Annotated in this window: 26 protein-coding genes and 1 pseudogene; 13 read left to right on the forward strand and 14 right to left on the reverse strand. The window is 71.0% G+C overall.

Features of this window, described 5'->3' with window-relative positions; translation table 11 throughout:
- Positions 1 to 83: 83 nt before the first annotated feature.
- The 4 genes from E1202_RS24270 to benA all read right to left on the reverse strand — a co-directional run bounded on the left by E1202_RS24270 (position 84) and on the right by benA (position 6145).
- Positions 84 to 1430 carry an MFS transporter gene (locus E1202_RS24270; RefSeq protein WP_132685446.1) on the reverse strand — a complete coding sequence of 449 codons (1347 nt, stop codon included), beginning with the start codon at positions 1428 to 1430 and terminating at the stop codon, positions 84 to 86.
- A gap of 118 nt (positions 1431 to 1548) precedes the next feature.
- Positions 1549 to 4212 carry a benzoate 1,2-dioxygenase electron transfer component BenC gene (gene benC / locus E1202_RS24275; protein WP_132685447.1) on the reverse strand — a complete coding sequence of 888 codons (2664 nt, stop codon included), beginning with the start codon at positions 4210 to 4212 and terminating at the stop codon, positions 1549 to 1551.
- Positions 4213 to 4223: 11 nt separating this feature from the next.
- On the reverse strand, positions 4224 to 4754 hold the full coding sequence (gene benB, locus E1202_RS24280) for a benzoate 1,2-dioxygenase small subunit (RefSeq protein WP_132618271.1): 531 nt from the start codon (positions 4752 to 4754) through the stop codon (positions 4224 to 4226).
- Positions 4755 to 4780: 26 nt separating this feature from the next.
- Positions 4781 to 6145 (reverse strand): benzoate 1,2-dioxygenase large subunit, encoded by a 1365-nt coding sequence (gene benA / locus E1202_RS24285; protein WP_132685448.1) that lies wholly within the window; start codon positions 6143 to 6145, stop codon positions 4781 to 4783.
- 240 nt (positions 6146 to 6385) lie between these two features.
- On the opposite strand from benA, the gene E1202_RS24290 reads away from it, so the two are divergent.
- The 5 genes from E1202_RS24290 to E1202_RS24310 all read left to right on the forward strand — a co-directional run bounded on the left by E1202_RS24290 (position 6386) and on the right by E1202_RS24310 (position 11111).
- Positions 6386 to 7294 carry a LysR substrate-binding domain-containing protein gene (locus E1202_RS24290; protein ID WP_132685449.1) on the forward strand — a complete coding sequence of 303 codons (909 nt, stop codon included), beginning with the start codon at positions 6386 to 6388 and terminating at the stop codon, positions 7292 to 7294.
- Positions 7291 to 8394 (forward strand): mandelate racemase/muconate lactonizing enzyme family protein, encoded by a 1104-nt coding sequence (locus tag E1202_RS24295; RefSeq protein ID WP_132685450.1) that lies wholly within the window; start codon positions 7291 to 7293, stop codon positions 8392 to 8394. The genes E1202_RS24290 and E1202_RS24295 overlap by 4 nt, the downstream gene beginning before the upstream one ends.
- Before the next feature lie 26 nt (positions 8395 to 8420).
- On the forward strand, positions 8421 to 9266 hold the full coding sequence (gene catA, locus E1202_RS24300) for a catechol 1,2-dioxygenase (protein WP_132685451.1): 846 nt from the start codon (positions 8421 to 8423) through the stop codon (positions 9264 to 9266).
- Between the two features lie 27 nt (positions 9267 to 9293).
- Positions 9294 to 9575: a muconolactone Delta-isomerase gene (gene catC / locus E1202_RS24305; protein ID WP_132685452.1), complete on the forward strand. Its 282-nt coding sequence runs from the start codon at positions 9294 to 9296 to the stop codon at positions 9573 to 9575.
- A gap of 270 nt (positions 9576 to 9845) precedes the next feature.
- The gene (locus tag E1202_RS24310) at positions 9846 to 11111 is read left to right on the forward strand and encodes a benzoate/H(+) symporter BenE family transporter (protein ID WP_132685453.1); all 1266 of its coding nucleotides are present in this window, start codon (positions 9846 to 9848) and stop codon (positions 11109 to 11111) included.
- 11 nt (positions 11112 to 11122) lie between these two features.
- Here the strand turns inward: E1202_RS24310 and E1202_RS24315 are convergent, their stop codons facing one another.
- Both E1202_RS24315 and E1202_RS24320 read right to left on the reverse strand, forming a co-directional pair.
- Entirely contained in the window at positions 11123 to 11746 is a 624-nt protein-coding gene (locus E1202_RS24315; RefSeq protein ID WP_132685454.1) for a phosphatase PAP2 family protein, read from the reverse strand.
- Between the two features lie 94 nt (positions 11747 to 11840).
- Positions 11841 to 12788, reverse strand: a complete 948-nt coding sequence (locus tag E1202_RS24320) for an aldo/keto reductase (RefSeq protein ID WP_132685455.1) — start codon at positions 12786 to 12788, stop codon at positions 11841 to 11843.
- A gap of 207 nt (positions 12789 to 12995) precedes the next feature.
- Here E1202_RS24320 and E1202_RS24325 point away from each other — a divergent pair, with 207 nt between their 5' ends.
- Both E1202_RS24325 and E1202_RS32350 read left to right on the forward strand, forming a co-directional pair.
- Entirely contained in the window at positions 12996 to 13256 is a 261-nt protein-coding gene (locus E1202_RS24325) for a DUF3040 domain-containing protein (RefSeq protein ID WP_132685456.1), read from the forward strand.
- A 197-nt stretch (positions 13257 to 13453) separates the two neighbouring features.
- Positions 13454 to 13798, forward strand: a pseudogene (locus E1202_RS32350) (deoxyribodipyrimidine photo-lyase); the annotation flags it as partial.
- Between the two features lie 134 nt (positions 13799 to 13932).
- On the opposite strand, the gene E1202_RS32355 reads toward E1202_RS32350, so the two are convergent.
- Complete coding sequence (locus E1202_RS32355; RefSeq protein ID WP_235878965.1) at positions 13933 to 14163, reverse strand: hypothetical protein; 231 nt, start codon at positions 14161 to 14163, stop codon at positions 13933 to 13935.
- Positions 14164 to 14240: 77 nt separating this feature from the next.
- On the opposite strand from E1202_RS32355, the gene E1202_RS32360 reads away from it, so the two are divergent.
- Both E1202_RS32360 and E1202_RS24335 read left to right on the forward strand, forming a co-directional pair.
- On the forward strand, positions 14241 to 14600 hold the full coding sequence (locus E1202_RS32360) for an FAD-binding domain-containing protein (protein WP_235878966.1): 360 nt from the start codon (positions 14241 to 14243) through the stop codon (positions 14598 to 14600).
- 90 nt (positions 14601 to 14690) lie between these two features.
- On the forward strand, positions 14691 to 15335 hold the full coding sequence (locus E1202_RS24335; protein ID WP_132685457.1) for a phosphate signaling complex PhoU family protein: 645 nt from the start codon (positions 14691 to 14693) through the stop codon (positions 15333 to 15335).
- Between the two features lie 8 nt (positions 15336 to 15343).
- On the opposite strand, the gene E1202_RS24340 is transcribed toward E1202_RS24335, so the two are convergent.
- The 6 genes from E1202_RS24340 to E1202_RS24365 are packed head-to-tail and all read right to left on the reverse strand — an operon-like array spanning position 15344 to position 20296.
- Complete coding sequence (locus E1202_RS24340) at positions 15344 to 16363, reverse strand: DUF5914 domain-containing protein (protein ID WP_207918900.1); 1020 nt, start codon at positions 16361 to 16363, stop codon at positions 15344 to 15346.
- A gap of 2 nt (positions 16364 to 16365) precedes the next feature.
- On the reverse strand, positions 16366 to 17931 hold the full coding sequence (locus tag E1202_RS24345; RefSeq protein WP_132685459.1) for an FAD-dependent oxidoreductase: 1566 nt from the start codon (positions 17929 to 17931) through the stop codon (positions 16366 to 16368).
- Positions 17924 to 18658, reverse strand: a complete 735-nt coding sequence (locus E1202_RS24350; protein WP_132685460.1) for a class I SAM-dependent methyltransferase — start codon at positions 18656 to 18658, stop codon at positions 17924 to 17926. The genes E1202_RS24345 and E1202_RS24350 overlap by 8 nt, the downstream gene beginning before the upstream one ends.
- The gene (locus E1202_RS24355; protein ID WP_132685461.1) at positions 18655 to 18987 is read right to left on the reverse strand and encodes a lycopene cyclase domain-containing protein; all 333 of its coding nucleotides are present in this window, start codon (positions 18985 to 18987) and stop codon (positions 18655 to 18657) included. Before E1202_RS24355 ends, E1202_RS24350 begins: the two co-directional genes overlap by 4 nt.
- On the reverse strand, positions 18984 to 19331 hold the full coding sequence (locus E1202_RS24360) for a lycopene cyclase domain-containing protein (protein WP_268952360.1): 348 nt from the start codon (positions 19329 to 19331) through the stop codon (positions 18984 to 18986). Before E1202_RS24360 ends, E1202_RS24355 begins: the two co-directional genes overlap by 4 nt.
- Positions 19328 to 20296: a phytoene/squalene synthase family protein gene (locus E1202_RS24365; protein WP_132685462.1), complete on the reverse strand. Its 969-nt coding sequence runs from the start codon at positions 20294 to 20296 to the stop codon at positions 19328 to 19330. Before E1202_RS24365 ends, E1202_RS24360 begins: the two co-directional genes overlap by 4 nt.
- Positions 20297 to 20474: 178 nt before the next feature.
- Between E1202_RS24365 and E1202_RS24370 the strand changes: the two genes are divergently transcribed.
- Entirely contained in the window at positions 20475 to 21386 is a 912-nt protein-coding gene (locus E1202_RS24370; protein ID WP_132685463.1) for a LysR substrate-binding domain-containing protein, read from the forward strand.
- Between the two features lie 46 nt (positions 21387 to 21432).
- Here the strand turns inward: E1202_RS24370 and E1202_RS24375 are convergent, their stop codons facing one another.
- Positions 21433 to 22674 (reverse strand): flavin-containing monooxygenase, encoded by a 1242-nt coding sequence (locus E1202_RS24375; protein WP_132685464.1) that lies wholly within the window; start codon positions 22672 to 22674, stop codon positions 21433 to 21435.
- A gap of 265 nt (positions 22675 to 22939) precedes the next feature.
- Here E1202_RS24375 and E1202_RS24380 point away from each other — a divergent pair, with 265 nt between their 5' ends.
- From E1202_RS24380 to E1202_RS24390, 3 genes are read left to right on the forward strand one after another with little or no spacing between them, the layout of a single operon-like run.
- Positions 22940 to 23362 (forward strand): RidA family protein, encoded by a 423-nt coding sequence (locus E1202_RS24380; RefSeq protein WP_132685465.1) that lies wholly within the window; start codon positions 22940 to 22942, stop codon positions 23360 to 23362.
- The gene (locus E1202_RS24385) at positions 23359 to 24039 is read left to right on the forward strand and encodes a DUF1028 domain-containing protein (RefSeq protein WP_132685466.1); all 681 of its coding nucleotides are present in this window, start codon (positions 23359 to 23361) and stop codon (positions 24037 to 24039) included. Before E1202_RS24380 ends, E1202_RS24385 begins: the two co-directional genes overlap by 4 nt.
- Positions 24036 to 25166 (forward strand): M20 family metallopeptidase, encoded by a 1131-nt coding sequence (locus E1202_RS24390; protein WP_132685467.1) that lies wholly within the window; start codon positions 24036 to 24038, stop codon positions 25164 to 25166. Before E1202_RS24385 ends, E1202_RS24390 begins: the two co-directional genes overlap by 4 nt.
- Positions 25167 to 25324 lie beyond the last annotated feature (158 nt).

Consider the following 25324-nt stretch of genomic DNA (forward strand, 5'->3'; position numbering starts at 1 on the left):
CGCCCGGTGCGTCCACGGTGGCTCATCGCGCCGGCGACGGTCGAGTCACGCGGCCGGTGCACCGTGGACGGGCGCCGAACAGCCTAGACCGGGTTCGAGCTGCCGGCCGCCGCTGCGGCCAGCGGTCGTTCCGCCGGTTCCTCCTCATCGCGCGAGCGGGGCACCAGCAACGTCACCGCCGCCGCTCCGGCCGCGACGGCGGCGAACAGGTAGAACGCCGTGGTGCCGCCGAGACCTGCCCCGACGAGCAGACCACCGACGACGGGACCGACGATGCCGCCGATCCGGCCGAAGCCCGCGCACCACGCGACACCGGCCGCGCGCGCCCTGGTCGGGTAGTAGTTCGACACCAGACCGTAGATGAGCACCTGCGTTCCGATCGTGCCGATCCCGGCGACCGCGACCGCCAGCAGCAGCACGACCAGCGGGAGCTTCAGCGGCAGCAGCGCGAGGGTGCCCGCTGCGAGGAGGAACGTCGTGGCGACCACGCGCTTGGCCCCGGCTCGGTCGGCCCACAGCGACGCGAACAGGCCGCCCACGATGGCACCGAGGTTCAGCACGAGCAGGAACGTCAGCGAGTACGTCTTGCCGTAGCCGTTGTTGGCCATGATCTGCGGCAACCAGGTGTTGAGGCCGTAGGTCAGCAGGAGACCCGCGAAGCTCATCGTGCCCAGCAGCGCCGTCGGCCACGCGAGGTCCTTCGACGCCAGCGCGGGGAATCCCGCGCGGGGGCCGGCGGACGGTGCCGCGGGCTCGGTCCGCAGCTCGATCCCGGTGCGCTCGGCGAGCGCCTTCGCCTGCTCGATCCTGCCGCGCGAGGCGAGCCACTTCGGCGATTCCGGCAGCTTCACCAGCGCCAGCGGGAGCACGAGCACGATCGGCAGGGCACCGATCCAGAACAGCCCGCGCCAGCCGACGACGTCGTCGAGCACCAGGGCCAGCAGACCGGCCAGGACACCACCGGCGGGCACTCCGCTGTAGACGATGGCGTTGAGCCGGTTCCGCCGCCCGGGATCGGCGAACTCGGCCACCAGCGGGCCGACCGTCGCCACCAGCGCGCCGACACCGATACCGGTGACGAAGCGCCCGATGCCGAAGGCGGCGACGCTCTGGGTGAGCGCGGTCGCGCCCATCCCGATGGAGAACCACGCGAGGTTGATCAGCATGATCCGGCGGCGGCCGATCAGGTCGCCGAGGGTACCCGCGACCAGCGCGCCCACGAGGACTCCGATGAGCGCGTAGCTGCCGAGGGTGCCGGCCTGCCCGGGCGTGATCGCTCCGAGCTGGGTCGGGTCCTTGAGCAGGGTGGGCAGGACGGTGCCGTAGACGACGAGGTCGTACCCGTCGAACACGAGCACGATGGTGGACAGGGCCACGACCCAGGAGACGGTTCGTTGGCGCCGACGCATCGTTGAGTCGGTTTCGGACATGGGGGGCTCCCGATTCGTCGGAGGGAGGAAAGCGGCCTGATCAGGCCGAACCGGCGGCGCGCGGCCGCACGTGCGAGAGGTGGGACGGGGGCGCGTCTCGCCCCCGTCCCGACCGGCGTCAACCGAGGTCGCCGCCTGCGACCGGCAGCACGCTGCCGGTGATGTAGGACGCCTCGTCGGAAGCGAGGAAGGTGATCGCCGCGGCCTGCTCGTCCAGCGTTCCGTAGCGCTTCATCAGCGAGGTGCTCACGGTCTGGTCGATGTGGGCCTGGAACCAGGCGCGTTCCTCGTCCGTCTCCAGCGCGGACCCGCCGCGCGAGATCCGCCGGGGCGGTGCCTCCGTCCCGCCGGGCGCGGTGGCGACCACGCGGATTCCCGAGTCGGCGCATTCCAGGGCCAGCGACGCGGTGACCGCGTTGATGCCGCCCTTGGCCGCCGAGTACGGGATGCGGTGGACGCCGCGCGTGGCGGCGGAGGAGACGTTGACGATCGCACCGGTACCGCGTTCGCTCATCGAGGGCAGCACCGCCCGGCAGGTGAACAGCGTCGTCAGCAGCGACCGCCGCAGTTCGGCCTCGATCTGCTCCGGGGTGAACTCGGTGAACGGCTTGAACCAGATCGCCCCGCCGACGTTGTTGATCAGCACGTCGATGCGTCCGTGGCGGCCGATCGCCGCGTCCACCACCGCCTGCGCGCCCTCCCAGGTCTCCAGGTCGGCGACCACGGGCACGCCCGCCAGCTCCTCGGCGAGGTCCTCGACGAGGTCCGACCGGTCGGCGAGCACGAGATCACCGCCCTCGGCGGCGACCCGGCGCGCGGTCCACTCCCCGATGCCCTGGGCCGAGCCGGTCACGACGACGACCTTGCCGTCGAAGCGCCCCGGGGTGGTGAATCGCGGTCGCTTCGCCGACTCGGCGTCGGCCATGGCGCGCCGGGTGGTGACCTTCGAACGGTCCGCGTGCTCGGCGATCAGCCGGCGCGCGGTCGTGCGGTCGCCCGCCTCGAAGGCGCTGACGATGTCGAGGTGGTCCTGCGTGCACCGCGGGTGGCACCAGGTGGCGTTGCGCAGCGTCGTCTCCATGTGGCCCTTCACGCCGAGCGCGCGGTAGGCCTGCAGGAGGTGCTCGTTGCCGGTGAGGGTGAACAGGTAGTCGTGGAAGGCCGCGTTGGTCTCGGTGTACTGGGCGGCGTCGACGAACCGGTCGCCCTCGACGTAGGGCACGGCGGACTCGGCGAGCAGCCGGTATCCGGCCAGCTGCTGCGAGGTGAGTCTGCCGATGGTGAGTTCGAGCGCGCCCAGTTCCAGCGCCTGGCGCGCCTCGAACACCGCGTCCGACTCGTGCACCGACGGGTGCTCCTCGCCGATCTCGTACCCGCCGGGCGCGGGTGCGGACAGCGGTTCCAGGTCGGACGGCGGGGCCAGGACCTCCTGCCCGGCGATGGACCGCGCCTCGGCGTTCTCGATCAGCCCCGCATCGGGATCGAGGGCGCGGCTCCCGCTGCCGGTGCCCTGCCAGATCCGCTGCCCGGCGATCAGGCTCGCGGTGACCGTCTCCTCCCCCGCCGACCGCTCGAATCCGGCGTGCAGGGCCGGGATCGCGACGTCCGGGAAGAGTTTCTGCCCGGCGACCGTGCGGCTCCCGCCGGGGGTCGCCTCCGGCACGAGCTCGGCTTCCGGCTCGGGTTCGGGCTCGACCTCCGCGGTCGGTTCCGGTTCCGGTTCCGGTTCCGGCTCCGGTTCCGGAGCGGGCTCGGGCGCCGGTTCTTGAGCACCGGTGGCGGCGAGGGCGAACTTCTCGTAGTAGAAGCCGGTCGGCTCGAAACCGTCGTCGGCGAAGTGCTTGCGCACCGCCTCCACCATCGGCGGCGGGCCGCACAGGTACACCGCGACGTCCCCGCCGTGCAGGTGCCCGTCCTGGATCAGCTTGGTGACGTAGCCCTTGTTGGGGGCCGCGCTGTCGGGGTCGGCGACGCAGTAGTCCCAGGTGAGGTTCTCGATGTCGGCCGCGAGCTCGTTCACCGCGTCGGTCTCGACGAGGTCGTCGTCGGTCGTCACGCCGTAGATCAGGTGCGCGGGGCGCTTGGACCCGCACGCCCGCATCTTGCGCAGGATCGACAGGATCGGCGCCAGACCGGTCCCGCCGGCCAGCAGCAGCACCGGGCGATCGGTCTCGCGCAGGAAGAAGCTGCCGTGCGGTCCGGTGAACGACAGCTCGTCGCCGGGTTTCGCGCGCTCGGTGAGGTATTCCGACATCACCCCGCCCGGGGTGATCTTGACCAGGAAGCTCAGGTGCTCCTCGTCGGGCGCGCTGCTGAAGGAGTACGACCGCGTCTGATCGGTGCCGGGCACCGCGATGTTGACGTACTGGCCGGGCAGGAACGCCAGCTTGTCGCGATCCGGCGTCTTCAGCGTGACCGACATCGTGGTCGCCGAGAGCCGTTCGAGCGCGGTGAGCGTCGCGGGGTAGGTCGCCGCCTGCGTCTTGGCCACGGCCGAGGTGCTGGCGATGCGCAGCACCAGATCCGACTTCGGGGACATGCTGCACGGCAGCACGTAGCCGCGCTCGGCCTCGTCGGCGGTGAGCGCGTCGTCGATGTAGGTCCCGCCGTCGTACTCACCGGACTCGCAGAACGCCTTGCACGTGCCGCAGGCGCCGTCCCGGCAGTCCAGCGGGATGTTGATGCGCTGCCGGTAGGACGCGTCGGCCACGGTCTGGTCGGGAGCGCACGTGATGAACCGGGTGACACCGTCCTCGAAGGACAGCGCGACTTGGTGAGTCATGGCCGCCTCGCTCAGATGTGGTACACGTCGACGACGTGGTGGATGTAGTCGTTCTTGAGCACCACGGTCTTCCGGCGGATCAGCGGCGCCGGGCCGGAGAAGTCGATGGTGTAGAACGACGTCCCGTAGTAGGGGTCCACGGTCTTGTACCGGAAGTACATGGTGTGCCAGTTGAAGCGCACGTCCACGATGTCGCCGCGACGCTCGATCAGCTCGACGTTGCTGATGTTGTGGCTGGTGCGCGGTTCCGGGATCGAGGTGGCGCTGGAGCGCTCGGTGCGGATGCGGAACACCCGGTCCTCCAGGCCGCCCTTGTTCGGGTAGTAGATCAGCGAGATGTCGGTCTGCGGATCCTCGGTGAGCAGGTCGTCGTCACCCCACGAGGGCATCCAGTAGACGACGTCGTCGGCGTAGCACTCCAGCCACTTCTCGAACTCGCGGTCGTCGAGGTAGCGGGCTTCGCGGTAGAGGAACTGCTCGATGTCCTGCTGGGTGATCGGCTTTCCGGTGGTGGTGGCGGTGGCGTCAGCGTGGACGGTCATCGGGAACTCTCCTGGCGCAGAGGGGGTCACTGGGATTCGGCGGCGCGTTCGGCGGCGATGGCGTCCTGCATGGTCTGCTGCCAGTAGCCGTGCTGCACCGGGTAGAGGCCCTCGTCCTCGTTCTTCTTGCCCGCCGAGATCACGCCCTTCATGTCGAGGGCTTCGGCGACCTCGTCAGGACCGGTGAGCCAGTGCTCGGCACCGCGGCTCATGTCGTTCCACGGAGCGGCCGTGGCGCGGAAGGTGAGCTGGCAGGAGCGGAACTCCTCCAGGTCGTCAGGAGTGGCCATGCCGGAGGCGTTGAAGAAGTCCTCGTACTGGCGGATCCGCCACGCCCGCGCCTCAGCGCTCTCGCCCTTGGGGGCGATGCAGTAGATGGTGACCTCGGTCTTGTCCGGCGCGATCGGCCGGAAGTGCCTGATCTGCGTGGAGAACTGGTCCATCAGGTACACGTTGGGGTACAGGCACAAGTTGCGGGAGCCGCGAACCATGAACTCGCCCTTGGCCTCGCCGAACTCCTCCTTGAGCTCGTCCATGCGGTCCCACAGGGGACGGTCCTGCGGGTTGCCCGCCCAGGTCCACAGGCACAGGTGACCGTTCGGGTAGGACCAGTAGCCACCACCGGACTTGCCCCAGCTGCCCGCGTCGAGGGTCTTGGTGCTGTTCTTGGACTCGCCGGTGCCGCGCCGGGCGGTGGTCGCCGCGTAGTTCCAGTGCGTGGCGGTGACGTGGTAGCCGTCGGCACCGTTCTCGGCCTGCACCTTCCAGTTGCCGTCGAAGGTGTAGGTCGACGCGCCGCGCAGCACCTCCAGCCCGTCCGGGGACTGGTCGACGAGCATGTCGATGACCTTGGTGGTGTCGCCCAGGTGCTCGCTCAGCGACGCCACGTCCGGGTTGAGGCTGCCGAACAGGAAGCCGCGGTAGGAGTCGAAGCGGGCGACCTTGGTCATGTCGTGCGAGCCGTCGGTGTCGAACGAGTCAGGGTAGCCGGCGTCGTCGGGGTCCTTGACCTTGAGCAGCTTGCCGTCGTTGCGGAACGTCCAGCCGTGGAACGGGCACGTCAGCGTGCTCCGGTTGTCGGCCTTGCGGCGGCAGATCATCGCACCGCGGTGAGCGCAGGCGTTGATCAGGCAGTGCAGCTCGCCGTCCTTGTCGCGGGTGATCACCACCGGCTGGCGGCCGATGTAGGTCGTGAAGTAGTCACCCGGGTTCGGCAGCTGGCTCTCGTGGGCGAGGTAGATCCAGTTGCCCTCGAAGATGTGCTTCATCTCGAGTTCGAAGATCTCCTCGTCGGTGAAGATCCGGCGATTGGCCCGGTACACCCCGGCCTCGCGGTCCTCCACGACAGCGTCTGCGACGACGGCGGACACGTGGTTCAGCATCTCGGTCATGGATCCTCCAACGGCCCAGATCGACTCTGATCGGCCTCGCGGCGACAACTGGCCGCCGTGGCATGACTGGGAACCATGACACCTCGTGGTGCCGGTCACACCAGGCAAATACCCAGACCTGGCTTAGGGTGTTATTCATCCACGCCGTTTATCAATCGAGCGAAACCAAGTCTTTGTCTTCGATGAGCGGGTTCCTTACCGTGAGAAAATCGGCGATGAGGACGAGGGAGGAGGCACGCCGTGGAGCTTCGCCACCTGCGCTACTTCGTCACCGTCGCCGAGACGTGCCACTTCGGGCGCGCCGCCGAGCAGCTTCACATCGCCCAGCCCGCGCTGTCGCACACCGTCCGCCAGCTGGAGGACGAGCTCGGCGTCGCGCTGCTGGCCCGCACGACCAGGCAGGTCCGGGTGACCCCGGCGGGCGAGTTCTTCCTGGGCGAGGCCCAGCGGGTGCTCTCCGCCGTGGACGCCGGGGTGCGCGGGGTGCAGCGCATCGGAGAGGGGCAGCTGGGGCTCGTCCGGGTCGGGTTCACCGGCACGGCCGCGTTCTCCCACCTGCCGCACCTGGCCCGGGCGCTGGCCCAGCGCGTGCCGCAGGTCGAGCTGGAGGTGCACGCCGAACTCCTCACCGCCGAGCAGTGCGAGCAGCTGCGCGACGGTTCGCTGGGCATCGGCGTGCTCCGGCCGCCGGTGACCGGCGACGACATCGACTACCGCGTGATCGAGGTCGAACCCCTGGTGCTGGCAGTGCCCGCCGACCACCGGCTGGCCGTCGAGCCCGTGGTGGCCACGACCGATCTGCGGGCCGAGCCGCTGGTGACCTACGACGGGCGCAACTCCGTCGTGCACGCGGCGGTGCTGCGCAGCTGCCGGGACGCCGGGTTCACCCCGAACCAGCAGCACCAGGCCCCGGGGACCGCGGCGCTGCTCGCGCTCGTCGCGGGCGGTCTGGGCGTCGGGGTCGTGCCGGCTTCGGCGCGCTCGCTGCCGCTGGCCGGCGTGGTGTTCCGGGACCTCGCCGGTGCGGCGACCGTCGAGCTCGCGCTGGCCTGGCACCGCGAGACCAGCTCGCCCCTGGTCAACACCGTCCTCGCCGAGCTCGAGGACGTCTTCCCGTCCGCACGACCACCAGCAGAGGCCGGTTCATGAAGATCACCCAGGTGGAAGCGATCCCGTTCGCCATCCCGTACCGCAAGCCGCTGCGGTTCGCCTCCGGCGAGGTGCACGCCGCCGAGCACGTGCTGGTGCGGGTGCACACCGACGACGGGATGGTCGGCGTGGCCGAGGCGCCGCCCCGGCCCTTCACCTACGGCGAGACCCAGGCCGGGATCGTCGCCGTCATCGACTCGATCTTCGCTCCGCAGCTGGCGGGCCTGAGCCTCCTGGACCGCGAGACCGCGCACGCCCGGCTCGAGCGCACCGTGGGGAACCCGACCGCGAAGTCGGCCATCGACATGGCGATGTGGGACGCGCTGGGCCGCACCCTCGACGTGTCGGTGACCGAGCTGCTCGGCGGCTTCACCGACCGGATGCGGGTGTCGCACATGCTCGGCTTCGACGAGCCGGCCGCGATGCTGGCCGAGGCCGAGAAGATGCGCGACAACTACGGAATCACCACGTTCAAGGTCAAGGTCGGTCGCCGCCCGGTGTTCCTGGACACCGCCGTGGTGCGCGCGCTGCGCGAGGGGCTCGGCGACTCCGTCGAGCTCTACGTCGACGGCAACCGGGGCTGGACGGCCGCCGAGTCCGCGCGCGCCATGAAGGAGATGGCCGACCTCGACCTGGTCTTCGCCGAGGAGCTGTGCCCTGCCGACGACGTGCTCGGCCGGCGCTGGCTCGTTCAGCAGCTCGACGTGCCGTTCATCGCCGACGAATCCGCCGTCACCCCCGCGGACGTCACCCGCGAGATCCTCGGCGGCTCGGCCACGGCGGTGAGCATCAAGACCGCGCGGACCGGGTTCACCCGCTCCCAGCGCACCCACCACCTCGCCGAGGGGCTCGGGTTGGAGGTCGTGATGGGCAACCAGATCGACGGCCAGCTCGGCTCCTTGTGCAGCGTCGCCTTCGGCGCCGCCTACTCGCTGACCTCCCGCCGGGCCGGCGAGCTGTCCAACTTCCTGGACATGAGCGACGACCTGCTGGCCGAACCGCTGCGCATCAGCGACGGTGAGCTCACCGTCCGCCCCGGCGCCGGTCTCGGCGCCGAGCTCGACCCCGACAAGCTCCGGCACTACCGCCAGGACTCCTGACCCACCACGAATCGAGGAGGATTCCCATGACCACCGCATCTGACTCGGCCACCGCCGCCGCTTCCGGCGCCAACGCGACCGAGCGGTTCAAGAGCGACAAGCTGGTCGGCGTGGAGAACACACCGCCCGAGCGCGTCAGCACCCTCGCCCGCGAGGTGCTGGAGGCCGTCCACGAGACGATCCGCAAGCACAAGGTGACCTACGACGAGTACAACGCCCTCAAGGCGTGGCTGATCAGCGTCGGCGAGGACGGCGAGTGGCCGCTGTTCCTCGACGTCTGGGTCGAGCACGTCGTGGAAGAGGTCGCCACCGAACACCGCGAGGGCAACAAGGGCACCATCGAGGGCCCGTACTACGTCCCGGACGCCCCCGAACAGGGCTCCAGCGGGTCGGTCCCCATGCGGGAGAACGAATCGGGCACGCCGCTGACCTGGACCGGGAAGGTCACCTCCACCAACGGCTCCGCGCTGGCGGGGGCGAAGGTGGAGCTGTGGCACGCCGACGCCGACGGCTACTACTCGCAGTTCGCGCCGAACATCCCGGAGTGGAACCTGCGCGCGTCGTTCACCACCGACGCCGACGGGAACTTCGAGATCCGCACGGTGCGCCCCGCTCCCTACCAGATCCCCACCGACGGGGCCTGCGGCAAGCTCATCTCCGCGGCCGGCTGGCACGCGTGGCGTCCGGCGCACCTGCACGTCAAGGTGTCGGCGCCGGGCCACGAGCTGCTGACGGCGCAGCTGTACTTCCCCGGCGACGAGCACAACGACGATGACATCGCCTCGGCCGTCAAGCCCGAGCTGATGCTCGACCCGAAGCCTGTCTCCGGTGGCGAGACCATCGAGTACGGCTTCGTCCTCGACCCGGCCTGACCGACCAGTCCACAGGAGACAACACTCGTGCTTTACCACATCCGCATGGACGTGAACCTCCCGCCGGACCTCGATCCGGAGGAGCGCGCCGACCTCCTCGCGCGGGAGAAGGAGTACAGCCAGAAGCTCCAGCGCGAAGGCAAGTGGCCGCACCTGTGGCGGATCGCGGGCGAGTACGCGAACGTCTCGGTCGTCGACCTCGCCGACCACGACGAGCTGCACTCCGTGCTGTCGGGGCTTCCGCTGTTCCCGTACATGAACATCGAGGTCACGCCCCTGGCAGTGCACCCGAACAAGATCACCGGCTGAGCTTCTCGTTGAGTCATCGCCGTGCGTGGCGGTGCGGATAGCCGAACCTGAGGCGGTCCTCCTGCCCCGGGCGCGCCGCCTCGTGCATGCCAATGCACCACGTCGACACGTCCTCGCAGGAGAACCACCTCCGAACCCGCGGCGGTGCGCGCTGAGCCCCACACCCGAAGCACCGCTACCGCCGCACGGCTCAGCAGCTCTCAGCAGGACTCCACCGATGCCGGGTGTCCGTTGTGGACGCCCGGCATCTTCTCTGCCCGAGGGGGATTCGTGACCAGCACGCTCGACGACGCCGACACCGAGAAGCCGGTCCACCGGGAACGGTTCGAACGCCCCGCCTCCCCCGCCACCGGCCCGCGCCGGGTGCTGCGGGACCTGAGCGGGGCGTCGGTCGCGGGCGGGGCCGTCGGTCTCGTCTTCTCGGCCAGCGGCCCGATCGCCGTGATCCTCTCGGCGGGCACCCACGGCGGTCTCAGCTCGGCGCAGCTGGCGTCGTGGGTGTTCGGGGTGTTCTTCCTCAACGGCATCCTCACCGCCATCGCGTCCTGGGTGTACCGGCAGCCGCTGGCGTTCTTCTGGACGATCCCGGGCACCGTGGTCGTCGGCGCGTCGCTGAACCACCTGAGCTGGCCGGAAGTCCTGGGCGCCTTCGTCGTGACCGCGCTGCTGATCCTCGCGATCGGCCTCACCGGCTGGGTGCGCACGATCATGGCCGCGTTGCCGATGCCGATCGTGATGGCGATGGTCGCCGGTGTGTTCCTGCGGTTCGGGCTCGACCTGGTCACCGCGACCGGGTCGGACATCGGCGTCGCCGTGCCCATGATCGCAGTCTTCGCGCTGCTGAGCGCATTTCCCCGCGCGGGACGGATCGTCCCGCCGATCCTCGGCGCGCTGGCCGCCGGCGCGCTCGCCGTCGCCGCGTCGGGCCGGTTCGCCCTGGACAGCGCGGGGTGGCTCGCCCAGCCGATGCTGCAGACCCCGGAGTTCTCCTGGCGGGCGATCACCGAGCTCGTCGTGCCGCTGGCGATCACGGTCCTGGTGGTCCAGAACGGCCAGGGCACAGCGGTTCTCAAGCAGGCGGGTCACGAGCCGCCGACGAACGTGGCAGCGGTCCTGTGCGGGCTCTGGTCGTTGCCGGCCGCCGCGGTCGGCGCGGTCTCGACCTGCCTGACCGGTCCGACCAACGCCCTGCTGGTCGCCTCCACCGCACGCTCCCGCCAGTACACGGCGGGCATCGTGTGCGGGATCGGCGCGATCGTCGTCGGCCTGTTCGCCCCGGCGTTCGTCAGCTTCATGCTGGCCACGCCCCCGGCGTTCATCGCCGTGCTGGGAGGCCTGGCCATGCTCCGCGCCTTGCAGGGCGCCTTCGTCACGGCGTTCAGCACGAACTTCACCCTCGGCGCCCTGCTGGCCTTCCTCGTCACCGTCTCAGGCGTGAACCCCCTGAACATCAACTCCGCGTTCTGGGGCCTGCTCGCAGGAGTCCTCGTCGCACTGGTCCTCGAACGGCAAGACTTCACACCCCACAACCGCTGACCGACGAGCCGTCACACCAACACGGCGAACAGACCCCCGACAACAACCGCACCCGCGACCGAACCGCCCACGACCTGCGCCGTCGTGTGGTCACCAAGCCGAACCCGCGACCACGAGATCGCCGCGACGACCAGCGATGACAGCACCCACGCCGGGCCGTGCAGGACCACCAGCACCACCGCTGCACCGGCGGCCACGGCGGCGTGCAAGGACACCTTCCACCAGATCGTGATCGTTCCGGTGACGAACAGGGCGGCGACCATCGTGAGGCCCAGCGCCACCAGCATCCACGGCGCACCCAGAACGACGAGCAGCGCCGAACCGATGCTGCTCAGCACGATCAGCGCCAGGAAGGGTACGAGCCTGCCCTTCCGGTCGCGGACATGATGGCCGTCCCACCGCCCCGAACGCGCACCCCACACGATCAGCGCCATCGGCAGCACGCTGCTGGTCAGCGCCACCAGCAGCCCCCATCCCAGCGTCGGCCCGACGGCACGGGTCGCCTGCCACGCCACGACCAACGGCAACACCGTCACGACCACGGAGGGCGCCAACACCTCGGTGACCACCCGCGCGACCCGATCGACCCACGTCCAGCGCGCGAGTTCACCCACTGCTTGCAATTCGGTTCGCATCTCCGCCCGGTTCTTCGAACAGCACCAAGACCAGATCTTCCCCGGCCGAGCGCAGCGTCCTGCATCGTGTCGTTCATTCCCACGGGTGCCCGCTTCACGGGACGCGGTGGCCTGCTGCTTGGAGGAGGCCGTACCACTCGCCTCGGGTGAGCCGGATGTCCGAGCCCGCGGCGGCGTCGGTGATGCGCTGCGGGGTCGTGGTGCCGAGGACCACCTGCATGCCGGCCGGGTGGCGGGTGATCCACGCCGTGGCGATCGCGAGGGGCGTGACGCCGTACTTGACCGCGAGCTCGTCGAGCATCGCGTTGAGCCGGGGGAACTCCTCGTCTCCCAGGAAGACCCCGCCCTGGGCGCCCTTCTGGAACGGCGACCACGCCTGGACGGTGATCCCGTTGATGCGGCAGTGGTCCAGCAGACCACCGCCGTCGCGGGTGAGCGCGTCGTCGACGGCCATGTTGGCGGCCAGGCCCTGCGCCACGATCGTCGCGTGCGTCACCGACAGCTGCACCTGGTTGGTGACGATCGGCTGCCGCACAGCGGTCTTCAGCAGGTCGATCTGCCGCGGTGTGTGGTTGGAGACGCCGAAGCTCCGCACCTTCCCGGCGGATTCGAGCTCGTTGAAGGCCCGCGCCACCTCGTCCGGCTCCACCAGCGCGTCCGGGCGGTGCAGCAGCAGCACGTCGACGTAGTCCGTGCCCAGCGCCCGCAGCGAATCCTCCACGGACGACACGATGTGCTCGTAGGAGGAGTCGTAGTGCCACTGCTCGTCGACGATGCTCGTCTTGGTCTGCAGCGTGATCTGCTCGCGCTCCGCCGCCGAGAGCCCCAACGCCTCGTTGAACCTCCGCTCGCAGTGGTGCGTGCCGCCGCCCGGGTGCCGGAAGCCGTAGAGGTCCGCGTGGTCGAAGAAGTCGATCCCGGCCTCGCGGGCCGTGGTGTAGAGCTCGCGGATCTGCTCATCGGTCTTGTCCGCGATGCGCATCAGCCCGGAGATGACGTTGGGGGCGAGAGCACCGGTCGTTCCGAACGGAACAGTCCGCATAGGTCGTTTCCCAATCAGTAGACGTCAGCCAGAGCCGGTCGAGCCCGAGGCGGCACCGGAGATTCTTCACGAACGCGCTCCGGCTCGGCCAGGCCGCTCACCTGTTCCCGTCCCGGGCGCCGGAGGGAGGGTCTATCGGCCCTACCCGTGCCGGTGGCGGGGTCCGCATGGTTGCCTCACCAGGCCTGCCGACCGCCGGAGGACGCCATGCTTCGACGCCACGAGATCCGCATCCTCGGAGAGATGGAACGGCAGCTGCGCACCGACGATCCCGCGCTGGCCGGCGAGTTGACCCACCCCCGGACCCGGTTCCGCGACTGGGGGACCACCCGCAGAGCGCTGACGTTCACGACGGTGGGCTTGTCCCTGCTGTGCCTCGCGCTCGGCGAGGGCGCGGCCTTCTTCACCACCGCGGCCCTGGCCGCAGCGCTGATCGCGCTCAGCCACTGGTCCGTCCGAACCGAGTGAGCGCACCTCCGTTCGCGTTCGGCGCGGGGTTCGAGCGCCGTGGATCGGCGCGCTCGTGATGTTGCGGACGATCGCGCCGAAAACGAGACCGGGAAAGGGCAGGTCGCCGACTCGCCGCGGCGTGCGGGCAGGTCTCGCCCGAACGATTCGGGCATGCTGTTGGACCTGCACGACCGAGACCCGTGAGGTGCCTTCCGATGACGGCCGCCGTCGCCCTGTTCACCCGTGACCTGCGGGTGCACGACAACCCGGCGCTGCACGCCGCGGCGACCGGCGCGGACCGGGTGATCCCGCTGTTCGTCCTCGACCCCGCGATCACCGCGAGCGGGTTCGCCGGGCCCAACCGAGTCGATTTCCTGACCCGCAGCCTGGCCGACCTGGACGAGGCCCTGCGCGAACGGGGTGCCGCGCTGATCGTCCGGCGCGGCGATCCGCTGCGGGAGCTGGCGGCAGTGGTCGCCGAGCACGACGTCACCGACGTCCACCTGGCCGCCGACGTCAGCGGTCAGGCGCGGCGCAGGCAGGACGCGCTGGTCGACGAGCTCGACGCGAGGGTGCACCTGCACGACGCGTTGATCACCGCCGTGGCGCCCGGTGCGATCACCCGTCCGGCGTCGGCGCGCACTTCGCGGTGTTCAGCCCGTACCTCCGGCGCTGGCAGGAGACCGGTCAGCGCTCACCGCTGCCCCCACCGGACCGGCTGCGCATGCCCGACGTCGACCCGGGAGAGGTTCCCGAGGTCGCTGAGATCAGCTCCGGCGACCCGGCCGAGGACCTGGTCCGGGGTGGGGAGCGCAACGGTCGGCGTCTGCTGTCGGAATGGGCGGACGAACTGGTCGACGGCTACTCGTCCGGGCACGACGACCTCGCCGGGGATCGGACCTCGCGGCTGTCGCCCCACTTGCACTTCGGCACGGTCTCGCCGACCGAGGTGGTTCACCGGGTGGGGACCCGCACCCAGGCGCGCAGGAGTTCGTCCGGCAGGTGGCGTGGCGGGACGTCCACCACCAGGTGCCGGCCGCGAACGGTGCCCGGCACTTCCTGTGGCACCTGGTGGACGGGGACGTGGCGAACAACCAGATGAACTGGCAGTGGGTGGCCGGAACCGGCACCGACACCCGGCCCAACCGGGTCCTCAACCCGTTGCGCCAGGCCGAGCGCTACGACCCCCGCGGGGACTACGTGCGGCGGTACGTGCCGGAACTGCGCGACGTCGACGGCCCGGCGGTGCACGCGCCGTGGAAGCTCCCGGACGACCAGCGCCGCGCGCTGTCCTACCCGGAGCCGATCGTGGACCTGGACATCGGTCGCCGCCGCTTCCTGGACGCGCGCAAGGCCGACTGAGGTTCGCAGACCTGGGCCGCGCCCCCGCCCGGGCGGATCGGACCGTTCCCGAGCACGCACGCGCGGGTATGTCCGGTTAGGGTAGATCAGATGCGTGAAGCGTTCCACGGCGAGCTCGTGGCGCTCGGCGAGCAGCTGGCCGCGATGGCCGGCCAAGCGGCCGAGGCCATGCGTCTTGCCACACAGGCCGTGACCACCGGTGACGTGTCGCTGGCCGAGCAGGTCCTCACCGCCGATGCCGAGCTCGACGCCGCTTGCAACGCCTGCGAGGACCACGCCCAGCGGCTGCTCGCGCTGCAATCGCCCGTGGCCGGTGATCTGCGCACCGTCCTCGCCGTCCTGTACTGCGGGGTGAAGGTCGAGCGGATGGGTGATCTGGCAGCCCACGTCGCGGGCCTGGTCCGCTACAGCCATCCGGACCCGGTCGTCCACGAGGAGGTCGCCGACACCGTGACCGCCCTCGGCGAGGTGACCGTGACCATGGCCGGTTCCCTGCAAGAGCTGATCCGAGGTTCAGGTCCCGCGGACTCCGCCTGGCTGAGCGGCACCGACGACGAGGTCGACGCTCTGAGCAGCCGGTTGGACGCCGCGGTGCGCACCGACAGCTGGCCCCACGGCGTGGCCTCGGCGATGCACCTCGCGCTGCTCGCCCGGTTCTACGAGCGCTTCGCGGACCAGGCCGTGTCCGTGGCCCGCCGCCTCGAATTCGCCACGACCGGCGAGATGCCGGACTGAAGCGCCCCTCAGGGCTTCCGCCCTGCGCGACCGTACCGCCCGGTGCGGACGGCGTAGCGGCGCTCGGCGTAGGCGAGGTCGTCCCGCCAGAGCCTGCGCGCCGCCCGCGCCATGGCCGGCCGCAGCAGCGCCGCCGCGTTCCTGGCGAGCAGGAAGCCCGTCCTGCCCGAGGTCGCGACGACGGCTTCGACGACCTGCGTCAGCGGACGCCCGTCGGCCGTGCTCCCCACCGGCGTGGCGTGCGTTTCGACCACGCTGCCCGCGCCTTCCCCGGCGGTGATGCGCATGAGCACGGTTCTCGCCTCGGGGCAGGTGAACTCGGCGAGAACGGGAACGCCGAGACGTCCCGCCACGCGGAAGGTGACCTCGACCAGGTAGCGGTCCTCGGCAGGTCCCGCGCCGTCGACCGGCGGCGTTTCCAGGACGCGGAGCCGCGTGAACGAGTACGGGTGGAACCACGCCCCGTGCCAGGGGTCGAGGCGGTTGGCGACCACATCGGACGGTTCGCAGACACCCGTCGCGGTCATGACCGCGTCGATGCTGCGGTGCCCCACCGGGCGGGCGGCGATCACCGGCTCGTCGAGCGGTTCCTCATCGCCCGCGCTGTCGAGCCGGACCCAGGCGAGGACGCCGTCGTCGTGGCTGGGCAGGGGTTTCCATCCCGGTCGGCCGCGGCCTCCCAGCCGCATCCCGTGCCACCGGCACACCAGAGCTCCGCAGTGCACGGCCGCCTCGCTCAGCGGAGCCCCGAGGTGCGGGCACGCACCGGGCCCGACCTGCAGCGCGCCCGACCGATCGCGCCAGGCGACGAGTTCGGTTCCCGCGACGTGGAAACCCAGCGGCCGGTCGGCGCGAACCTGGCGGCTTCCTGCGAAGACGTACCAGTTGCCGCCGGATCGGCGCTCGGCCCGGGCGAGCGCGGCCCGGATGATGCGCGGCTCGGCCTCGGGGTAGGTCGGGTGCTGCTCGGCCCACGCGGCCCTGGGAACGGGTTGCAGGGGCCACCTCTCGGGCCACTGGTCGAGGATGTTCACCACCGAGTCCTCCCTTCTCGCTGCGCGAGCCGCCGCAGCAGGCCGTTGCGGCCGCAGGTGGGAACCGAGCGCAGCTCGTGCCCCCGAAGACCCCAATGCCCGAGGAGCCGGTTGGCGGCGTGCCACCCGGTGGTCGCGGCACGCTCCATCAGTGCCACGGGCAGGTCGATCCGGATGCCGTCGCCGGCGAGCACGAGTCCCGCGTGCGGAGTCCTCACGCCCGGACGCCGGAGGAAGTCGTTGACGCCGAACATCGGGCAGTCCTCGCGCCACAGCACCGATTCCGCGACGACGCCGGCTCGCGCGGTCTCGGGGTAGAGCTCGTGGAGCCGTCCCACCAGGTCGCTGCGCAGGCGGCGCGTTCGGGCGCAGTCCCCCGGGTGCTCCGCCACGGCGTAGGCGTGCAGCTCGACCACGGAGCCACCGCGCCGGGCCGCCCAGCCGCGGGCTTCGCCGTCGTAGCGGTCGAGCACGCTGATGTTGTCGAGCGGGCCGTGCCCGCTGGTGGCCAGGAACGCCGCTCGATGCGCCTCGACGGGCCGGTCAAGCCAGAGCCGCTGGACGAAGAACGAGGGAGCGTTGCGCAGCCCGCGCACCGATTCCGACCACCCGGGCGCCTCCAGATCCGGTGACTCGTCCAGGAGCTGCCGCAGCGCCCGCACGTCAGCGGCGATGACCACGCCGTCGGCGTCGAGTGGTGCGCCTCGGTCGCGGTGCACCCGGTAGGTGCCGTCGGCGCCGCGTTCGATCCCCGACACCGCGGTGCCCAGGTCGAACCCGACGCCGAGCGCGGTCAGGTACGTGCGTAGCGGGTCCCACAGGCTCCGCTCGAAACCCGCATCGGGAACGTCGAACAGCAGCCCTTCGCTGGAGCCGAGGAAGAAGACGTGGAACATCGTGGCCAGCTCCGCCGCCGACATCTGCTCCGGAGCCGCGAAGAAGCTGCGGGAGAACACCTCCAGCGCCAGGTGCCGGGCCGCTGCGGGGAAGCGGATGCGGTCGAGGAACGTCGCGGCGTCGACGTGGTCGAGCCGCTCGTAGGTCTCCGGGACCGACACGGTCGCCAGCGGCGCCGCGGCGCGGGGATCCAGCCTGGCGAGGTCGGAGAGCCGGAACGTGGGGCTGCGCAAGGCGAACAGCAGCGCGTTCCACGGCGGCGTGCGGGGCAGGCCCTGGAACGTGTCGACCCGGCCCTCGGCGTCGACCAGCGGGTAGTCGGGCAGCGCGACGAGCCGTTCGAGGCCGGGGTCGGCCCTGCGCAACAACTTCCGCAGGTTGTAGTACTGGCGGAAGAAGGCGTGGAATCCGCGGCTCATCGCGACCTCGCCGCCGTCGGGCAACTGCTCGGTCCAGCCACCGACGCGACCGCCGAGGTGGGTGTTGCGCTCGACGAGCTCCACCTCCACGCCCCGCTCGGCCAGGCCGGTCGCCGCGCACAGCCCGGCGACGCCACCTCCGACGACCACGGCGCGGGGCCTGCGCCCGAGCGCGCCCGCGTCCGCGACGCCCGGCGGTGCCCGGTGCCGCACCGCCCGCGGGTCCGCGCAGCCCTGGTCACGCATCGGGCGCGCCCCCGGCAGGTGCCCTGGCGAGGAAGGTGTGCACCACGCGCCGCTGCCACCCCGGCACCGTCCGGGACTCGACCTCGGTGAAACCGCAGTCCCGCAGTCGACGCTGGAAGCGCTCGACCCCGTCGAACGACCGGACGCTGCGCCACAGGTACCGGTACAGCGCGGAACTCCCGCTCGCCGCGGTTCCGGCGGGGATGATGATGGTCCAGCACACCAGGTTCCAGACCGCGCGCGCCCGCACCGAATCGCGCACCGAGTACTCGTGCACGACGAGCCTGCCGCCGGGGCGCAGCATTCTCCGGAACGCGCGCAGCCGCTCGTCGGGGTCGTCCAGGTTGCGGACCAGGTAGGCGGCGAAGACGGCGTCGAACGGTCCGTCCTCCGAGAGGTCTTCGACGCGGCTGTGCGCGAAGCGCACCGAAAGCGGCCACGTCTTCTGCCGGGCGCAGCGCAGCATCTGCTCGGACGCGTCGACCGCGACGATCTGCGCGAGCGGCGCCGCGTTCAGCACCGCTGCCGTGGAAGCCCCGGTGCCGCATCCGGCGTCGAGGATCCGCAGCCCGGCCCCGTTGCCGGGCAGTCCCATGCGGCGCGCGGAGGCGCGGAGGTGGCGGTGGTAACCGGGGTCGGCTGCCACCAGGGCGTCGTAGGAGGCGGCTGCGTCGTCGAAGGCCGCCGGGACGGTGCGGGCGCGGAGCGCGGTCTGCCTGCGCCTCATCGCGCGGCCCCCGTTCGCCCACGTCGGTGGCGCTGCCGCTCCCACGCCATGAGCACCGCGGTGACCAGGGAGAAGCCGAAGAGGAAGTCCTCGACCGGGATGTCCCACGGGAACCGGATGCCGCTGACGTGCGCGGGATCGTAGATGACGATCGGTGCGTCGAGCTTGGTCAGCCACCCGTCGACGGGGACCTGGAACGCCAGGACGATGACCACGGAGATCCAGTAGGCAGGTTTGGCGAACAGCCCGGTGCGCAGGACGGCGCACTCCAGGAGGATCACGACGCCCACCGACAGCAGCGCCGGGACCGTGTACCCGAGCCCGGTCACCGGTGCGCCTCCGCGTCGCCGCGGGTGCGTCGAGCGCGCAGCGTCAGCGCCTCGACGGACTGGTAGGTCAACAACGCGCACAGCGGGATGATCAGGAAGAAGAGGAACTCCTCCAGCACGATCCCGGTCAGCGAGACCCCGAGCGTGTAGCGCGGGTTGAAGCTCCACACCCCCGCCCAGACGGCGACCGCGTCCCACACCAGGAAGAGCAGCGCCACGGGCAGCACGGCGGCGGCGGTCCTCCCCGGTTCGCGCAGCACGCGTGCGCCGAGGCACTCCAGAGGGAGCACGACGAGGAGGCATCCCGCCATCACGAGCAGGTACTGCCACTGGTCCGCGTTCACGACCGGGCACCTCTCGTCGGTGCGGGCCGGTGCGCACCGCGCTCGCGCGCCCGGACGGCCCGGAACCACGCGGCGCCGGCGATGCGCGCGCGGTAGGCCTTGCCCACGACCGCGCGGCGGGTGAACACCGCGAAGTCGTCGGCTTCGATGCGGTCGAGGATGCGCGAGTACAGGGCGTGCGCGGTCTCCACGCACGGCCGCGACACCGGGTCCAACATCCTGATCCCGACCTCGGCGAACCGGTAGATCTCCCGGGTGTGCGCGTGTTGTTCGACCAGCGCCGCGCGCACCCGGGGATCGGTGCGCCGGTTCCGGTGGCACCAGTGGAGCAGGTCCCGGTCCACGCCGTGCGCCGCGAGCTCGTCGGCGGGGAGGTAGACGCGTCCGCGTTCGAGGTCTTCGGCCACGTCGCGCAGGAAGTTCGTCAGCTGGAACGCCCGGCCGAGCGCTGCCGCGTGCGGCGCTGCTTCGTCGAGCGGAACGACGGCGCCCAGCACCGGCAGCACCTGCAAGCCGATCACCTCGGCCGAACCGCGCACGTAGGTGCCCAGCGCGGCGCGGTTCGGGTAGTCGCGCACCGACAGGTCCATGCGCATGGACCTCAAGAAGTCCTCGAAGAGCTCGCTCGACAGCCCGTGCCGCACGGCGGTGTCGACCACGGCGGCCAGCAGCGGGTCGGAGCAGCTCCCGCTCTCAAGCCCCGAGAGCAGTTCGTCGCCCAACCCGTTGAGCCGTTCCGCGCACCGCTCGGGCCGCTCGTGCTCGCGGGGCTCGTCGACGATGTCGTCGGCCCAGCGGGCGAAGCCGTAGAGGGCGTGCACCGCGGGTCGTTGCGCCGGCGTCAGCAGGCGGGTGGCCAGGAAGTAGGTCCTCCCGTGGCGGGCGTGGAGGCCGCGGCAGAGCTCGTAGGAGCCGCGCAGGGCCGGGTCGGCGATGTGCGCGGCGTCCAGCTCGGCTCGTGGCACGGCACCTCCCCTCGTCCGCGCGGCCGGACCGCCCGCTCGTCTGGTGCATCCGTCCCATTGCAGCCCGGCAGCCAACTGATCGCCATTCCGCGCGACGCGGGGCAGCAGAACCCGAAGATCGTTCAGCGTTGGCCCCGACCTGCGTCGTGCGCGCCGGTGCGGGAGGCAGAATGTCGCCATGAGCGAGCCCTCCTTCACCCTCGTGCAGCTGCGCTACTTCGAGGCCGCGGCCCGGCACCTGAGCATGACCGCGGCTTCGAACGAGCTGCTGGTCTCGCAGTCGGCCGTGTCGACCGCGATCGCTCAGCTGGAGAAGGAGATGGGCGTGCAGTTCCTGCTGCGGCACCACGCCCGGGGACTGAGCCTGACCACCGCGGGTGAGGAGTTCTACAAGCGGGTGCTGGACTTCCTCGCCCACGGCGCCGAACTCGTCGAGACCGCCCGGCAGTCCGGCACGGAGCTGGTCGGCACGCTGGCGGTCGGCTGCTTCGCGACGCTCGCGCCCTTCCGGTTGCCCGGCCTGCTGGCCGAGTTCGAGGCCCGGCACCCGCGGGTCCACCTGTCGTTCCGCGAGGGCGAGCACCACGCACTCAAGGCGGCCCTGCGCTCGGGCGCGACCGAGCTCGCCCTGCTCTACGGCTACGACCTCGACGACGACATCGAACGCGAGGTCGTGGGCACGGCCTCGCCCTACGTCCTGGTCGCCGAGGACCACCGGCTCGCGCGGCGCAAGCGCCGCAAGGTCTCGCTCCGCGACCTCGCCGACGAGCCCATGGTGCTGCTCGACCTGCCGCACAGCCGCGACTACCTGCAATCGATCCTCAGCGACGCGGGAGTGCGGCCGCGCATCCGCCACCGCGCCAGCGGTTACGAGACCGTCCGCGCCCTCGTCGCCAACGGGCACGGATTCGCCCTGCTCAACCAGCGGCCTCCGGACGAGACCACCTACTCGGGATCCCGGGCGGTGGCGCTCGAGCTGACCGACGACGTGCCGTCGCTGGAGATCGTCGTCGCCTCGATGCGCGGCGTCCGCCTCACCCGCAGGGCGCAGGAGTTCCGGGACCTGTGCCGCGACCTCTACGCGGGCTGATCGATCGGCCGCGGCGATGGAACTGCGGCCGATCGATCCCTCCGGTCTAGGCGCTCAGGTAACGGCGTTGGGTTGCGATGTGGTCGGCCACGAACTTGGCGTCGTGCCACACGCCCCAGATGAAGCTCGATCCGCGACGGGCCAGCCACGGCAGTCCGAGGAAGTACACGCCTGGTTCGGCTGACACTCCGCGGCGGTGCTCCGGCCTGCCGTTGTCGTCGAACGCGTCGACCTGCAGCCACTCGTAGTCGACGGCGTACCCGGTCGCCCAGACGATCGAGTGGACGCCCGCGGCGGCGAGGTCGAGTTCGAGGATCGGATCGGTCACGCAGGCGGGATCCGGCCCCAGTTCGCGGGCCTCGGGCTCTTCCGGCAGGTCCAGGCCGTTGCGCGCCGCGTAGGCGTCGGCTTCGTCGAGCAGCGCCAGGTAGTTCGCGTCGCCGTTGGCGATGTTGGTGCCGAGGTCAGGGGCGAAGCGCAGGACTCCGTCGTCGAACGAGCTGGTCATCCCGACGAGGTCGATCCCGAGGTCGGCGAGCGCCCGGAAGTCGACCGTGCGGCCACCGCGCGCTCCGCTGACCGCGATGGTGACGTGCTCGGCCCCCGACGGCGGGGTCTCGGCGTCCCACTTGCCGAGCACGCCGAGCCACCAGCAGAAGTCACGTCCGCGGTAGTGGCGCGGGGGACGGTCGTGCGGGCCGACCGAGAGGTAGGCGGTCCGGCCCGACCGGCGGAGCTCTTCGGCGATCTGCACGCCCGACGAACCGGCTCCGACCACCAGCACGGCGCCGTCGGGCAGCTGCTCGGGGTTGCGGTACTCGCTGGAGTGGATCTGAACGGGGCCGGAGTCGCGCGGCACGATCGGCGGGATCACGGGCCGCTGGAAGGGCCCGGTCGCGGCCACCACGTAGCGGGCGTCGAGGGACCCTTCCGAGGTCTCCACGCGGAAACCGGGTGCCCCGTCCTTCTTCCGCACCGACGTGACGTCGACGCCGGTGCGGATGGGCGCGGCGATCTTCTTCGCGTAGGCCTCGAAGTAGTCGGCGATCTGGTCCTTCGAGGCGAACGCGTCGGGCGACAGGTCGACGAACTCCAGCCCGGGGAACCGGTCGTGCCACGCCGGCCCGTTCGCGACCAGCGAGTCCCACCGCTCCGAGCGCCAGCGCTCGGCGATGCGGTTCCGCTCCAGGACGAGGTGCGGCACGCCGCAGTCGCTCAGGTGCTCGCTCATCGCCAGGCCGGCCTGCCCCCCGCCCACGACGACGGCTTCAACCTCTTCGCTTGACATCCACGGACCTCCACTCCGGACCGGCGGGTGAACCGTCCCGGTTCGCCTCCACACCGCTGCTCGTCACCGGATCCTCGCCGCCCACCAACCCCGTGTCCAACAGATGTTTTCTGCCATCTAGATCTGATTTTGCTATGCAATACGCATCAGCAATTCCGATTCATTGGTCCGGAAACATCTACTGGACAGAACCTCGGTGCCGAGTTCAGGCTGATGCGATGACGCCGCCGACGCGTGCGACGAGCACCCAGGGAAAGGCAACGAAGTGACAGTTCACCGTCGCATCCGACCGTTCAACACCCGCGACACCTATCCCGAGCAGAGCCTCGACAACGACCTCTGCCAGGCAGTCGTCGCCAACGACACCGTCTACGTGCGCGGCCAGATCGGGCAGGACCTCGACACCAGCGAATCCGTCGGCATCGGCGACGCCGCGGCCCAGGCCGAGCGGGCGATGGCCAACATCGAGATGCTGCTCGTGGAATCGGGCAGCCGGATGGAGCACCTGGTCAAGCTGACCATCTACCTCATCGACCCGCGCTACCGCGAGGACGTCTACCGCGTCGTCGGCCGCTGGACGCGGGGCGTGCACCCGATCTCGACCGGCGTGGTGGTCTCCGCGCTCGCACGACCCGAGTGGCTGTGCGAGATCGACGCGATCGCCGTGATCCCGCAGGAGGACAAGTGACCTTCTCGATCGTGGCCCGCGAGCGCACCGGCGACCGAGTCCGGTTCGGCATCGCGGCCAGCTCGTCCAGCCCCGCCGTCGTCGCCCGCGTCGCCCACCTGCGCCCCGGCATCGGCGCCGCCGCCTCCCAGAACATCACCGACCCGCGACTCGGCGGACGGGTGCTCGACCGGCTCGACGAGCACGGCGACGCCGCGCGGGCGCTCCGCGAGGTGACCACCGGCACCGAGCACATCGAGTACCGGCAGCTCACCGCGCTCGGGACGAACGGCCCCGGCTTCGCCCACAGCGGTGCGCGGACCCTGGGCACGCACGGATCCGCGACAGCGGACGGCGTCGTCGCCGCGGGCAACATGCTGGCGGGCGAGCACGTCCCGCAGGCCATCGTCGACGCGTTCACCACCGCCACCGGAGAACTGGAGCAGCGCCTCGTCACCGCCCTGCGGGCCGGCCTCGCCGCCGGCGGCGAGGAAGGCCCGGTGCATTCCGCCGGCCTCCTCGTGGTGTCCGATGTGGACTGGCCGGTCACGGATCTGCGGGTCGACTGGGCCGACGACCCGATCGATCGGCTCGCCGAGCTGCTCGACGTGTGGCTCCCGCAGCGGGATGACTACGTGACCCGCGGGCTCGACCCCTGCTCCGCACCGTCCTACGGCGTCCCGGGCGACGACTCATGACGGGGCTGAGAGCAGCCGCCCGCACCGCGGTCGACCGGCACGCCGAGGAGCTGATCGGCCTGTCGGAACGACTGCACGCCGAACCCGAGACGGCCTGGGAGGAGCACCGCGCCGCCGCAGCCGTGCCCGAACTGCTCGACCGGGCCGGGTTCACCGTCACCCCCGCCTACCTCGGCTTGGACACCGCGTTCCACGCGAGCTTCGGCACCGGCCCCAAGCGGATCGCGCTGTGCGCCGAGTACGACGCGCTGCCGGGACTCGGCCACGCCTGCGGCCACAACCTCATCGCGGCCAGTTCGATCGGCGCGGCGCTGGGACTGGCCGCGGTCGCCGACGACGCGGGCCTGACGGTCGAGGTCTACGGGACGCCCGCCGAGGAAGGCGGCGGCGGCAAGATCGAGCTGCTCGACCGCGGTGCCTTCGCCGGGGTGGACCTGGCGATGATGGTGCACCCGGCACCCGTCGACGTCGCCGAAGCGCGGCCGTTCGCGGTGAGCCATTCGAAGATCTCCTACACGGGCAAGTCGGCCCACGCCGCCGCCTACCCCGAGGCCGGGATCAACGCCGCCGACGCCTTCACCGTCGCCCAGGTCGCCATCGGGCTGCTCCGCCAGCAGATCCCGCCCTCGGCCAGGGTGCACGGCATCGTGACGCACGCCGGAGACGCGCCGAACGCGATCCCGGAGCGCGCCACCGGCCGCTGGTACGTGCGAGCCGACACGCTCGCGGAACTGGCCGAGCTGGAACCGCGCGTGATGCGCGCCTTCGAAGCCGGGGCCCTGGCCACCGGCAGCGAGCTGATCGTGGAACCGGAGAGCAAGCCCTACGCCGAGTTCCGCGCGGACGACGCGGCGCTGGCGGCCTACCGCGCCAACGCCGTCGAGCTCGGCCGCGAGTTCGCCCCGGACGGCACGGCGTCGCGCATGAACCGCGCCTCCACCGACATGGGCAACGTCTCGCAGGTGGTGCCCGCCATCCACCCCTACATCGGCATCGGCTCGTCGCCGGCGATCAACCACCAGCGCGAGTTCGCCGACCACTGCGTGGGCGGCACCGCCCAACGCGCGCTGCTCGACGGCGCGATCGCCCTGGCGTGGACCGGAGTGGACCGCGCGACCACACCGTGACACCCCGCTCCCCCACACCCACTGAAGTCAAGTCACGGACTTCCGCTGAATCCAGGTTCCGACTTCCACTGAAAACGGGACACGGAGTTCCACTGAAATCAGGGAGACCACGTGACTGCGGTGACTCGGCTGTGGAGTCGTGTCGGGTGGGTGGGATT

Origin of the sequence: Saccharopolyspora karakumensis (assembly GCF_004349225.1) — a bacterium.
GTDB lineage: Bacteria > Actinomycetota > Actinomycetes > Mycobacteriales > Pseudonocardiaceae > Saccharopolyspora > Saccharopolyspora endophytica.

What these genes read in the sequence shown, in the direction of transcription:
- E1202_RS24270 (WP_132685446.1), bottom strand. Translation starts at nt 1,430, where the DNA reads ATGTCCGAAACCGACTCAACGATGCGTCGGCGCCAACGAACCGTCTCC.
- benC (WP_132685447.1), bottom strand. Translation starts at nt 4,212, where the DNA reads ATGACTCACCAAGTCGCGCTGTCCTTCGAGGACGGTGTCACCCGGTTC.
- benB (WP_132618271.1), bottom strand. Translation starts at nt 4,754, where the DNA reads ATGACCGTCCACGCTGACGCCACCGCCACCACCACCGGAAAGCCGATC.
- benA (WP_132685448.1), bottom strand. Translation starts at nt 6,145, where the DNA reads ATGACCGAGATGCTGAACCACGTGTCCGCCGTCGTCGCAGACGCTGTC.
- E1202_RS24295 (WP_132685450.1), top strand. Translation starts at nt 7,291, where the DNA reads ATGAAGATCACCCAGGTGGAAGCGATCCCGTTCGCCATCCCGTACCGC.
- catA (WP_132685451.1), top strand. Translation starts at nt 8,421, where the DNA reads ATGACCACCGCATCTGACTCGGCCACCGCCGCCGCTTCCGGCGCCAAC.
- E1202_RS24315 (WP_132685454.1), bottom strand. Translation starts at nt 11,746, where the DNA reads ATGCGAACCGAATTGCAAGCAGTGGGTGAACTCGCGCGCTGGACGTGG.
- E1202_RS24320 (WP_132685455.1), bottom strand. Translation starts at nt 12,788, where the DNA reads ATGCGGACTGTTCCGTTCGGAACGACCGGTGCTCTCGCCCCCAACGTC.
- E1202_RS24325 (WP_132685456.1), top strand. Translation starts at nt 12,996, where the DNA reads ATGCTTCGACGCCACGAGATCCGCATCCTCGGAGAGATGGAACGGCAG.
- E1202_RS24335 (WP_132685457.1), top strand. Translation starts at nt 14,691, where the DNA reads ATGCGTGAAGCGTTCCACGGCGAGCTCGTGGCGCTCGGCGAGCAGCTG.
- E1202_RS24345 (WP_132685459.1), bottom strand. Translation starts at nt 17,931, where the DNA reads ATGCGTGACCAGGGCTGCGCGGACCCGCGGGCGGTGCGGCACCGGGCA.
- E1202_RS24350 (WP_132685460.1), bottom strand. Translation starts at nt 18,658, where the DNA reads ATGAGGCGCAGGCAGACCGCGCTCCGCGCCCGCACCGTCCCGGCGGCC.
- E1202_RS24370 (WP_132685463.1), top strand. Translation starts at nt 20,475, where the DNA reads ATGAGCGAGCCCTCCTTCACCCTCGTGCAGCTGCGCTACTTCGAGGCC.
- E1202_RS24375 (WP_132685464.1), bottom strand. Translation starts at nt 22,674, where the DNA reads ATGTCAAGCGAAGAGGTTGAAGCCGTCGTCGTGGGCGGGGGGCAGGCC.
- E1202_RS24390 (WP_132685467.1), top strand. Translation starts at nt 24,036, where the DNA reads ATGACGGGGCTGAGAGCAGCCGCCCGCACCGCGGTCGACCGGCACGCC.